The sequence below is a fragment of the Marinilabiliales bacterium genome (assembly GCA_007695015.1).
GTDB lineage: Bacteria > Bacteroidota > Bacteroidia > Bacteroidales > PUMT01 > PXAP01.
In genome coordinates, this window is sequence record REEN01000059.1 from 1 (window position 1) to 12670 (window position 12670).

General features: G+C 49.1%; 7 protein-coding genes. 5 read left to right on the forward strand and 2 right to left on the reverse strand.

Annotation, left to right across the window (positions count from 1 at the left end; translation table 11 throughout):
* The coding region (locus EA408_07740; GenBank protein ID TVR72062.1) for a S9 family peptidase at positions 1-2617 on the reverse strand (2617 nt) is incomplete at its 3' end.
* A 174-nt stretch (positions 2618-2791) separates the two neighbouring features.
* Entirely contained in the window at positions 2792-4909 is a 2118-nt protein-coding gene (locus EA408_07745) for an amino acid permease (protein ID TVR72063.1), read from the reverse strand.
* Between the two features lie 137 nt (positions 4910-5046).
* Here EA408_07745 and EA408_07750 point away from each other — a divergent pair, with 137 nt between their 5' ends.
* Genes EA408_07750 through EA408_07770 form a run of 5 tightly spaced genes read left to right on the forward strand, consistent with a single transcriptional unit; the run spans position 5047 to position 12598 of the window.
* Positions 5047-7773 (forward strand): TonB-dependent receptor, encoded by a 2727-nt coding sequence (locus EA408_07750; GenBank protein ID TVR72064.1) that lies wholly within the window; start codon positions 5047-5049, stop codon positions 7771-7773.
* A gap of 10 nt (positions 7774-7783) precedes the next feature.
* Positions 7784-8857 (forward strand): DUF4249 domain-containing protein, encoded by a 1074-nt coding sequence (locus EA408_07755; GenBank protein ID TVR72065.1) that lies wholly within the window; start codon positions 7784-7786, stop codon positions 8855-8857.
* An 8-nt stretch (positions 8858-8865) separates the two neighbouring features.
* Positions 8866-11016, forward strand: a complete 2151-nt coding sequence (locus EA408_07760; protein ID TVR72066.1) for a hypothetical protein — start codon at positions 8866-8868, stop codon at positions 11014-11016.
* A gap of 5 nt (positions 11017-11021) precedes the next feature.
* On the forward strand, positions 11022-11741 hold the full coding sequence (locus tag EA408_07765) for a hypothetical protein (protein ID TVR72067.1): 720 nt from the start codon (positions 11022-11024) through the stop codon (positions 11739-11741).
* Between the two features lie 2 nt (positions 11742-11743).
* The gene (locus EA408_07770; protein ID TVR72068.1) at positions 11744-12598 is read left to right on the forward strand and encodes a haloacid dehalogenase-like hydrolase; all 855 of its coding nucleotides are present in this window, start codon (positions 11744-11746) and stop codon (positions 12596-12598) included.
* The last annotated feature ends 72 nt before the right edge of the window (positions 12599-12670 follow it).

Consider the following 12670-nt stretch of genomic DNA (forward strand, 5'->3'; position numbering starts at 1 on the left):
TGCTCCTTTTATCGCTCGGTGTGAGCTTATGCTCACGGCGCATCTCAAAGATATCGGTCGAAATTGAGTAATCGCCTATAAGGTGCTTGGCAAAGTAGTCGGCTGTAAGCCAGAAATTATACTCACTGTGCGCACCGTAACCGTGACGCTGACCGGTCATGATGAACATGTCAAACCGTTTTTTTGCGCGGATAAGCGCATCGGCCATACGGTATGTATTTGCGGGGTGAACGTTGTTATCCATATCGCCGGTTGTAAGCAGTAATTTCCCCCTGAGGTTTTTGGCCAGTTCTGAATTGGTTTCAATATCATATACAAACTTTACCTCACCCTCGTTGTTTATTATCTCCTTAACGCCATGATGCTTCTCGCTCCACCATCTGTTATAGATATTGTTCTCGTGGTTACCCGCACTGGATACCGCCACTTTGAAAAAGTCAGGATACTGCAGCATTGCAGCAGTGGACATGAACCCTCCGCCGGAGTGCCCGAAAATGCCAACCTGGTCAATATTTATAAAAGAATGACGGTCGGCAAGCTGTTCTGCGCAATATTTTTTGTCGGCCAGACCATAATCGCGCAAATCGCCGTAACCATAATTATGGTACCACTTGGAGCGGTTGGGATGCCCTCCCCTGTTGCCCACGGTAACCACGATAAAGCCGAGCTGGGCGAGCCTGTCGGTGCGGTCCATCCTGTGAGAGAAGGATGTATTCACCGCTTCAGTCTGGGGACCGGGATATACGTACATTATAAGCGGATAATATTTTTCGGGGTCGAAATCGAATGGTTTGTACATTACACCATACAGGTCGGTTATCCCGTCAGCCGCCTTCACCGTGAAAGGTTCGGGAAACTTGTACCCTGCGCTGAGAAGGTTAGAAAGGTCGGCCTCCTCAAGCTCCATAACCAGCTCTCCCCTCGAGTTCCTTATTTCAGAACGCGGCGCTGCATCTACCCGTGAATAGTTGTTGACAAAGTAATTAAAGGAATCGCTCATAAACGACTGGTGATCATAGTTGCCGGGGTTAAGCAGCCTAAGCCCGGTGCCATCAAGGTTAATACTGTATAAATGGGTATAATACGGGTTTTCTCCGGCTTCACGTCCCTGCGCAGTAAAATACATTACCCTGCTGCGCTCATCAACCTTGATTATGCGGTCGGCGTGCCATGGTCCTGTCGTTATCTGAAATTTCTCCTCTCCATCTTCACCGTAAAGGTAAAAATGAGCCCAGCCGTCCCGCTCCGACCACTGGATGATCTCGCCGGTATTCCTGATAAGGTAAGGGGGCCGGGTATCTACATATGTATTCATCCTCTCTTCAATAAGCACCTCCACCTCCATGGTCTCAAGGTTAACCCGGCATACGTCATAACGCTTCAGGTCACGGCTGATACGTGTAAAATAAAGTTCATCCGATGAGGTTGAAAGCCATATGGCGGGTGTATGTTCTTCGAGCGACTCTTTATGTGACCGGGGCATCCGCGGTACGGAAAGAGTCTGGTTCCTGAATGCTGCTACCGGAATGGTATCGGCTTCCTGGCTCTCCATATCAAAGACCCACAGTTCCGATTCAGCCGGCTGCTCTTCTCCCGGCATCAGGTATTTGTAGCTTTCAAGCTCAGGACGGGGATTTGACATTGAGTTAATGACCCACAGAAATTTTATCTCCCTTGTATCGTTACGGATAACCGTGAACCGGCGCGAATCAGGCGACCATACGATGTTGGCACGGTACCGTTTCTTTTGCTCTTTTTTTATTTTTTCCTCATCATCATTCATATTGACCGAATACCCGCCGCCGAAAGCATAGTATTGCTCACCTTCGGAGGTAAGCCGGTGCTCCACTATTGTTGTATCATCCTCACACTTCCGGGCTTTAAGATAGTTTTCCTTATCCATCCAGTAGAGGTCGAAATTGCGCGAGAATACCACATAGCTGCTGTCGGGCGATACCGACGCCCAGCTTTTATGTTCAACCTCATCCTCCTCTTCTATTTCATACAACTCGCCTGTTGCAATATTGTATTCGAGATGAAACACTTTGGGTTCGCGCCGGGGGGCAGTCCGTGCAGCAGTCCTTTGCTCCTCCTCCTTCTCCTCCTCTTCATCCTTTTCCTCCTCCTGAAGCTCCTCCTCTTCATCCTTTTCTTCCTTATCTAGCTCCTCTTCCTTCTCCTTTTCTTTTTCTTCTTCTACATCAACCATCATCGTGCTGGTAACCTTAAACCTGAAATAGCGGTCATCCCTCACAAATTCGGGATCGATGTCGGGAAGGTTCTGGTGGTCATAGGGATCTTTGGTAATGAGGGTGAGCTGACGTGCCATCTCATGGTTGTCAAACAGGTGGTCCCTGGATTGCCTCTCCAGGTCGACCAGGTAATAGAAAGTGCCCTGGGATGTTTTGTAGTTGTACCAGAACTTGTCGCCCGTCTTAAGCCAGTTTGGCGTAACACGGGTACTGAATACCATCCGCTGGAGCTTGGTGGGCGAAAAACGCTCTGCCAGGCGATAATTGGCGGTTGACACGGGCTCATTTTGCCCGCTAACAGCAGCTGCCATACTAAACAGCATACATGCAAGCACATAGGTGATCAGAGAGTGGTTCAGGCGCATAATAATCAGGTATGGTTAGTCTTTGAGTTGATTTGGGACTGCTATAATAGAAAAAATAAACCAATTTTCGGGTGTGGTTCACAATATTTAGCAGACAGGCCGGGCAGAAATCCATGAACACAGGTGCCTCGAAAACCTTCTCTTTCTTGCCGTCGGGCATGACATATTACTGCTTTACTCCTGCTCTGAATGCAGGTACCTCGAAAACAGGTCCCTGATGCCGGCAGGCTCGCCAATGACTGTGATAATATCCCCCTCCCGGAGAATGGTGTCTCCACGGGGAGAGAATATTTTATCCCTGCGCTGAAGAAGAGCTACGAGAACATCGCCCGGAAGCCTTACATCCTTCAGGGCCTTGTCGATAAACACTTCACGCGGAGTTCCCTTTTCAAGTTGCAGGGAGATATACCGGTCGTTATGCAGCAGGTATTCCTTTATTTCCCGCTGGTTTTCAATTGATGTTATATCTTCAACGAAGCGGTCTCTTTCCACGATGTCCATCAGCCGCGAAAGCATCCTCAACTGCTGTTTGAGCTTGTTGCCGGGACTAATCATGAAAAAGAGCACCCTGATATTGTCTTCTGAGCTTATCTCTCCTTTGGCCACAGGCTTTCTCACACCCCTGAGCGAAGTTACAATATGCAGGTACGGCTTGTCAATATTACCGGCCCTGGCATAGAGGATCGACACCCTCGGTATGGTCAGGGCCGGGTCGATACCGGTTACCGCAAGAAACTCACGTTTAACGCTTCGGGTGTCAAGACCGTCAATATCTTTTGCAAAACAGGAAGTTACATCGCCAATAAGTGAACGGAAAGCCACTCTCTTTCTATGCAGCCGGGTGATGCCTGCCTGAACGACCATTTCCCCGAAAGGGTCGCCATCCCGTAACCCTTTTTCTTTAAGTATGTGCAGAAACTCGTTTTCAAGTTGCTTATGCTCCTTTTTTCCTAGTATGGCAAACCAGTGGAATATCGCCCCCTCCCTCTTAATCCTGCTCCTTGCATAATACCAGTACCAGGCCACCGCGGCACCGGCAACCCCCATTGTGAACAAGCCAGGCCCCCATCCCATGTATATTATCAGGAAAAAAGAACTCAATATACCGAATATCTGTATCCATGGGTACAGTGGTGACAGGTAACCAGGGTCGTAAGCTTCAATCCGGCTGTTTCGCATTACTATCACAGAAGCATTTACCAGAATGAATATCAGAAGCTGAAAACTGCTGGCAAGCTTTGCGATATCGCTTTCGCTCAACATTGTTATGACTGCCAGCATTACCGCGGCCGTTACAAGAACTGAGACCACAGGGGTGTTGAACCTGCCTGTTCTGGCAAACATGTCCGGAAAAAGCCTGTCCCTGGCCATGGCCAGCGGGAAACGCGAGGCAGTCATCAGTCCGGCATTCCCTGTCGAAGCAAATGCGCTAACGGCCGCGAAAACCACAAGAAATGTGCCCGTTTCAGGTGATACAAGTGAAAAGACATGTTGTGCCGCGGTGGATGCCGGAGCAAGGTCATCCAATAACTGCCCCGGGGGGATGACCCCAACCATGATAAAGACACCCACTACATATATAACTGTCGTAAGCAGCAGCGACAGGATCATGCCAAGAGGTATGTTACGCTCAGGATTCTTTATCTCCTCCGACATACTCGCAATCTGGGTCAGTCCCAGGTAGGAAACAAACACCAGTCCGGTAGTAATCATCAGCCCTTCAAATCCGTTTGGAAGGAAAGGGGTGTAGTTTTCAAGGTATAACCTGCTTTGCGGGGTAAAAAAGATCTCGCGAAGTCCCTCTGCTGCAAAGAATACAAGTATGACCACCAGCAGGAGAACGAAAACCTTCTGGATGCCTGTGGTCTTCTTTATTCCCAGTATGTTCATAACCGTGAAGACCATCAGGAAAACAATTGCCGTGAGTCTGACAGGCATATCAAAAAAGAGCACGGCATAGGCGCCTATCCCCACAAGAGCGAACGATGTCTTCATGATAAGGGCAAGATAGTTCCCTATACCACCGATTGTACCGAAGAGGGGGCCCAGGCTCCTGTCAATGAAAAAATATGCGCCGCCGGCCTTTGGTGTAGCAGAGGCAAGCTCGGCCATGCTGAACATAGCCGGCAGGATGAGAAATGCTGCCAGCAAATAGGCAAGAAATACCGAAGGTCCGGCCTGACTGGCAGCAATACCCGGAAGCAGGAAGAACCCGGCGCTGATCATGGCGCCGGTGCTCAGCGAAATTATATCGATCAGGCCCAGTTCGCGGTTCAGTTGTGATTTTTTCAATGCTGCCATACAGCAAAGATATCTCTTTTGAAATATTTGATTATTTTTACCGTTCATTTAACAGCGAATCCCGTTGCCCGGCCATGTTTTAACCCAGGTTTGCCCCATTTGCAAACACATATTTTATAGCCCCATTAATGAATATTATACGCCTGATCACTAGCCGATTACCATCGGGGTTGTCTGTCTTTCTGACTGTTTTTTCTTTACTGGTCACCAGCGAATTGTCGGGCGCACAAATGTACGCCGGCAAAGTATCTGATATTCCAGTTACCGAGGCTATTGCCAGACTTGAGCAAATCCACTCAGTAAAAATATTCTTCGACAGCGACTGGTTTAGAGATCAGAGTGTCGGCCACGATATTGTTGACCAACCTCTCGATGCAGCAATTGAAACCATCATTGCAGGCAGGGGAATGGAGGCCGTCAGGCTTCACGGCAATTTCATCATACTTCCGGTCGAAAGAATGGCCGCCCGAACGGTTGCCGAACCAGGAGGACCGGCAGTTGTTGGTAACCCTTATGAATCCGGCAAGTACACCAGGGCTGCTGTACGCGGAAGAGTAACAGACAGGGTTACGGGCGAGGACCTTATCGGGGTAATAGTGCATGCGGAGGATATTGGAATTGGCACTACAACCAACAGTGCGGGAGAGTACTCCCTTGAGATGCCTGTGGGAGACCACCGGCTTACCCTTTCGTATGTGGGTTATGAATCGGACGAGGTAAATATCCGTCTCATTTCACCCGGCGAACTGGATCTGTCATTGCTTGAAGAGAGTCAGCTTATCGATGAGGTGACGGTTTTTGCCAGAAGGCATGATTCAAACATCTCGATGACCCAGATGAGCATGATAAGACTCGATTCGGAAACTCTTTACAGGTTGCCTGTCAGCATGGGAGAACGGGATATCATCAGGAACCTTACCCTGTTGCCGGGGATTCAGACAGTGGGGGAATTCGGGACCGGCTTTCATGTAAGGGGAGGCAGCGCCGATCAGAACCTGATACTGGTTGAGGGTGTTCCTCTCTTTAATTCTTCACATCTGTTCGGACTGACCTCTGTTATCAATCCCGACCTGGTAACAGATGTAACTCTTATCAAGGGGGGCATCCCTGCACGGTACGGTGAAAGATCGTCATCGGTTACCGACATCAGGCTGGGTGGGAGCAATAATGATGAATTCAGGCTGAACGGTGGTATAGGGCTCCTTAACAGCCGCCTCAGCCTGGAGGCACCGCTGCCGGTCGAAAATGGTTACATGGTTGTTGGAGGACGTTCATCCTATTCAAACTGGCTGCTTAACCGGTTGCCGGACGAAGACCTGATGAACAGTGCCGCACGGTTTTATGATATTACCGGCATCGCCTTTGTCCCCATCGACAATAACAACAACATCAGGCTGTTCGGTTATTACAGTCATGACGGTTTTGCCTTCAGTGAGAGTGCCGACTACAACTATGCCAGCCTGCTGGGATCACTACGGTGGAACCGCGTTATTTCGCAAAGAGTGCTGTCATCTCTTCTTGCGGGACACAGCGGATACCGGTACAACGTAAACGGGGCCAGCCCCCTCAACCCATCCAATTCATACAGCCTGGAGTCTGGTATAAGCTACAGCAACCTTAAATGGAACATGAACTTTTATCACAGCCCCGATAACACCTTCGAAGCGGGCTTAAATGCCATACATTACATTATTGAGCCGGGGAACCTATCCCCTTACGGAACCGGTTCAACAGTTGAACAATTAAGCATTGAACCTCAAAAGGCGGTTGAGTTGGCAGGTTACGCGGCGGGCGACATAAAAATCACCAATGAAATATCGGCCGAGGCCGGGATAAGGTACACACATTATGTCCGGCTGGGACCCGGTAAAATATATTCATACCAGGAAGATCTCCCCATAACAGGAATTACAGTCACCGACTCAACAATATACGGCAATAACGAGGTTATGGCAGGTTTTGGGGGACTGGAGCCGAGACTCAGTATCAGGTACCAGTTTAACCCCTCGGCATCGGTTAAGATGAGCCTCAGCAGGATAAACCAGTATATAAATGTTGTATCAAATAACTCTCTTCCCACTCCTGCAGATGTGTGGTACCTGAGTAACGTTTACCAGCCTCCGATGATCAGCGACCAGGTGGCTGCCGGCTTTTTCAAAAACCTGTTTGACAACAATGTGGAAGCATCGCTGGAGGTATACTACAAGCGGATGAAAAATATTATCGAGCCCAGGAACAATGCCTCCATATTGCTTAACTCAGCTCTTGAAACAGACCTTACGAATGCAAAAGGATACAGTTACGGGGCTGAACTTTACATAAGACGGCTGACCGGTATGCTCAACGGATGGGTCAGCTACACCTATTCCGGTTCATACAGGCGGACTACCAGTCCGTTCAGGAGTGAACAGATAAACAGCAACAGTTATTTCCCTGCCGGTTTTGACCGGCCCCATAACCTGGTTTTGAATGCCAACCTGCAGCTTAGCAGGAGATGGAGGCTGGGCGGCACCTTCTCATATAATACGGGACGGCCGGTAACGCTTCCTGAACTATCTTTCATACATGACGGGAAACTCCTTATATATTTTTCCGACAGGAACAAGTACAGGCTGCCCGATTATCACAGGCTTGACCTGTCGCTCAGCTTTGACGGTTCATTGCGGCTTACAAGAAGCTGGAAAAGCAGCTGGACAATCTCTGTGGTTAATGTATACGGCAGAAAAAACATCTACTCAACCTTCTATGAAAGGACAGAGCCCTCAGAAAGCACCAATTACCAGAGATACAGCCTGTACAGCCTGTATATCATTGGCAGGCCGTTACCAACAATAACTTATAATTTTACTTTTTAATTACCTTAGGATGAGCAGGGCATATATTATCATGATCTTAATAGCGGGCATCTTCTCCATGAATGGTTGCAAGGAGCTGTATTACCCGGAGATTGATCCTCCTGCGAAAATAATAACTGTCGAGGGACTTATTACAGACGGCCCCGGGCCCTACTTTGTGAGGCTGTCGAATACATCTGTCTATTTCAGCGAATCACTGCCTGAACCTGTCAATGATGCGAACGTATATGTGACCGCCAACAATGGTGATATATACATGTTCACCAGGACCTCCCGGCCCGGGGAGTACCGTTCTCCGTCATCTCTCAGAGGTGAGGCCGGAAACACATATGTGCTGCATATTCAGACACCGGAAGGCGACGAGTACAGGTCCGCCCCCCAGACCATTCTGCCGCATCAAGGGATCAGTGAGCTGTTGGCTGACAGCTCCTACAGGACACGGACCAGGGTTTCAAACAGCGGCCGGCTGATAATTGAGGATATCAGTGGTGTTAACGCCACCCTGATCATAGATGAAACCAGGAAAAACCAGGCAAATATCAGGTTCAGATCTGATGTCAAGGTCCTATACACATATGAAGGAGGGTCCTTTCTCGAGCCTGTAAGATACTATTGCTGGAAAGAGCTGAGGCGTTTTGAGGGACTGGATAACATAAACCTTCCTTCTACAAGTAACAGGCCGGGCGACGTCAGCAACAACGTGGTTGCATTCATGCCGTTCGATAAAACAGAGTACAGGCTTGATCTGTCTGACGTACTACACGGCCTCCTGATCAGGGTTACCCTCTACACCATTAACAATGATACATATAACTACTATCTGAACATAAACAGACAACTGACATCTGACGAAACAGTTTTTGCCCCTATCCCGTCACAGATAGATGGCAACATTATTTCTGTTTCAGATCCGGAAAAGGTTGCAACGGGTTTTTTCGAGGCGTCGGCAGTCACCAGCAGCGCTTTCAGACTGAGATTGCCGCCACACAGAAGCAACATATTTTTCGAAGCGACCGATACCTATGACGATATACCCGCGGCAGGCTGCTATGCGAACGAAATGCCTCCGTTCTGGAACAACTGACAGACGACATGAAACATTTACAAACAGTTACCATAATTCTGTTATTCCTGATCATCCCCGGTGCAAGTCCGGGTTTTGGGCATACCCGGTGGGCGCCGCCTGAACCCGCAGGCCTTCCGGGTGAGAAGGTCCATGTACATACTGACAGGGACATCTACCTGGCAGGCGACATGATCTTTTTCAAACTGTATATCAGCCCCGGCAAACAGGGAGGGTCAGCCGGCCACAGCAGGGTGGCATATATCTCGGTGAACAGCAGCGACGGCAAACCGCTTAAAACACTGGAAATTATTGCAGACAACCTCTCGGCGCACGGCGGCATTCTGCTTGCCGATACGCTCCGTACCGGTATATACAGCCTGTCGGCATGGACCAACAGGATGCTGATCGAGGAGGAGCCTCCCTACAGAAAGCAGTTTGTATCAATCAACCGTTTTGAGTCGGGTTTGGGGGACTTTCTCAGGGGCAACAGGCCGGGCCGGGATATCCTGGCACCGGAACCGGTAAAAGGGGTAACTGCAGAATTCATCCCCTCAGAAACCGGGACTTTCCCGGTATTGCTAACCCCTGCCAATAGTGGCGAATACAGTTTACATCTTGAGAAAACAGGTGAAAATATAATCCTGTCCCTTGGCTTGCATGAACAGGATGAAGCCACAAAGACAATTCGGGTCTCCCGGGATGAGATAATCTTGTGGGAAGAGAACAGAATACCCGCCGCAGGAGATAACAGATTTATCCTCGATCCGCACCTTCTGGGTTACGGCCCGCTTACCCTGTCGGTATTCTGCGAAAGGGAGGGATTAATGATGGAAACTGACTGGTACAGTATAGTTCCTGCCTCCACTAATGTTGAGGTTCATGCAGATAAAGAGAACTATGGCACCAGGGAACAGGTCATACTGGGCTTCAGCAACTATAATGCCATTGCATCGGCATCGGTAACGGTTACGCGTGAAGAGGGGCTTCTCATGAACAGCCCGGCAATTAACAGGACCTTTGCAGGAAGTGATGTTCTGCGCGGCAGATATGATGATGCCTCATTCATTTTTACCGGCGGGGGATTCATACCTGCAAAACTGCTTTTTGAACCGGAGGTACAATACCCGGAACAACAAACGGTAACAACCATAGTGCCCGAACTGCGCAACCCGGTAATAAGCGGGGCAGTGACCGACATAGTCGATGGAGGCCCGGTAGCCGGCGCGACTGTTTTTCTCTCTGCCTCAGATACGATTGTTAACCTGCAATACAGCCGGACCAGGCCGGACGGGTCATTTCATTTTATGCTCAATGATTACTACCGGGGCAAACCTGTTTATATAAACCTTTCCGGGGAAAGCACAGATGTCGCGAACTACAGGATAAATCTCCGGGAAAAGTTTGCTCCGCTGCCCTTCACTCCTGTAAGCCTGCTGCCGCATGATAATTTTGCCGGTTTCATCGATGAGGCGGTAACGGCGAGCCGTTCCAGACAGGCCTACAATATCCCCTGTTACATGGAGACTGAAGCCCCTCAGAGTTATGGGTTTTATGCCATACCCTACCTTTACAGGGTCCCGACACACAGGATAAGGACAGCTGATTATGTGCCGCTTGACAACATGACAGAGATTGCCAACGAGATAGTTCCGGATCTGAGGATCAGGGGCAGAGGTGATAATGCCAGCCCTGCTGTGATATGCGCCAGAACACGGACATATATAGGCCCGCCTGCATTTTTCATCAATGGTGTTTATGTGCGCAGCTTTAACGATATTGCCCCTTACACATCAGGTGACCTCTCTACGGTTGAGGTGCTGAGTGTCCCCTGGTCATTCGGCAGCCTGAGGTTCAACGGTATTGTCGGGCTGTTAAGTTCTGAAGCTAATAAGCGCCTGCCGCCTGACCGGCATCGCATTGAGATCGAAACCAGGCCGCAACTGAACGGTATTCGGTTCAGGAATACAGACCATAGCAGATTGGATACTGAGAGGCAAAGCTTCCCGGATCTGCGGGAAACCCTTTTCTGGGAACCTGAACCTGCCATTATAGATGGTGTTCTGCAGGATATCTTATTCTATACCAGCGACCTGAAGGGTACATATGCAATAATTGTGGAAGGCGTCACCACTTCGGGCGACCCTTTTTCCACCAGACTTAAAATATCTGTCAACTGATCATCATGACAAATTTAAAGACAGTAATACTGGCACTTTCAATCTACTTTACCTGCTTCGCTGCATCAGGCCAGGATTCATTAATTAACCGGGTGATCAACGACCTGAACGAGCCTGTGCTTTCCGGTGAAGTACTGAACTACTTCTTCCAGGCCTCTGGAAGCCAGTATTTTATTGACGGGTGGACAAAGGGGGACATCTACCTTGAATCAGGCGATGTAACAAGAGACAGGTTGCTCCAGTACAACGGATACAGAGACCAGCTCTACTGGCTTAATCCCTCTTCCGGTGACATTGTGATCCTTGACAAGCACCTGGTCAGTGGTTTCACACTGGCAATGCCGCTCAGTGCCGATACTGCCACTTTCAGGAAGGTATCCGCCGATTTGAACGGCATCAGGGATCCTGACGGTGTCTTTGTCCAGGTGCTGGTAGATGACGCCTACTCACTTCTTGTTCTGAGAAGGATTGTAAACACCGGTGAGCGAAATATTATGCAGGGAGAGAGAATGGTCACACTCCCCGTACTTGAACCCCGTCCGGTATATATTATAAGGTCGCCCGGGAACAATTACCAGAGTCTTCAACGGCTTAGGAGGAGAAACTTCATTAACCTTTTTCCCGGCCAACAGGATGACCTGAGAAGAGAACTTATAAGAGAAAGAAACAGGGTGAGGAGTGAGAACCAGCTGGTCGAAGCCGTCAAAACATTAAACACACTTTAAAAATGTCTGCTAAACAGGTAAGAGCTGCCATAGCCTACGATTTCGACGGCACACTCTCTCCGGGCAACATGCAGGAGCATTCGTTCCTTCCCAAGCTTGGTATACCCAAAAATGTGTTCTGGTCAGAATCGAACAGGATCGCAAAGGAAAACGACATGGACGGCATACTGGCCTATATGCAGCTTATGCTGAGGAAATCGGCCGAAAAGGGAATTCCTGTGCGGCGCAGTGATTTTGTCGGATATGGAAGGGAGATAAGGTTTTATCCTGGAGTTGAGAAGTATTTTGAGCTTATAAATGAGTATGCCGGCAGCCAGGGTATCCTCCTGGACCACCATATCATATCATCGGGGCTGCGCGAATTCATTGAAGGGACGCCAATTGCCCGGAACTTCAGGAATATTTTCGCATCAGGGTTCAAATATGATGAAAACGGCATTGCCGAATGGCCGGCGCTGGCAATAAACTACACCAACAAAACGCAATACCTCTTCCGCATAAACAAGGGAATTGACAACTCATGGGACAATGAGAGGATAAACCGCTTCACTCCCGAGGCCCGGAGGCCGGTGCCGTTTTCAAGAATGATCTATATTGGTGATGGAGAGACTGACGTGCCGGCAATGAAAATGCTCAAGTACCAGGGTGGCGCTACCATTGCGGTCTATAATCCAGAAAGCAGGAGTACCGCTGAAAGCAAAAGCCAGGAAGATCTTTGCCGCGATCTGATAGCCCAGAACAGGGTTGATTATACCTCCCCGGCAGATTACAGGGAGGGAAGCAGTCTTGTGAGAACCATTAAACTGCTGATCGACAGAATTGGAATAAACAGCCGGCTGGACAGGGATATCAGTTAAAACACCCCGAAGGCATCAACCTTCAGCCGTTTCAAGGCTCCATCAACATTCAGCCGCATCAAGGCTCCATCA

Coding starts and splice junctions, on each gene's coding strand:
- EA408_07750 (TVR72064.1), top strand. CDS start 5,047: ATGAATATTATACGCCTGATCACTAGCCGATTACCATCGGGGTTGTCT.
- EA408_07755 (TVR72065.1), top strand. CDS start 7,784: ATGAGCAGGGCATATATTATCATGATCTTAATAGCGGGCATCTTCTCC.
- EA408_07760 (TVR72066.1), top strand. CDS start 8,866: ATGAAACATTTACAAACAGTTACCATAATTCTGTTATTCCTGATCATC.
- EA408_07765 (TVR72067.1), top strand. CDS start 11,022: ATGACAAATTTAAAGACAGTAATACTGGCACTTTCAATCTACTTTACC.
- EA408_07770 (TVR72068.1), top strand. CDS start 11,744: ATGTCTGCTAAACAGGTAAGAGCTGCCATAGCCTACGATTTCGACGGC.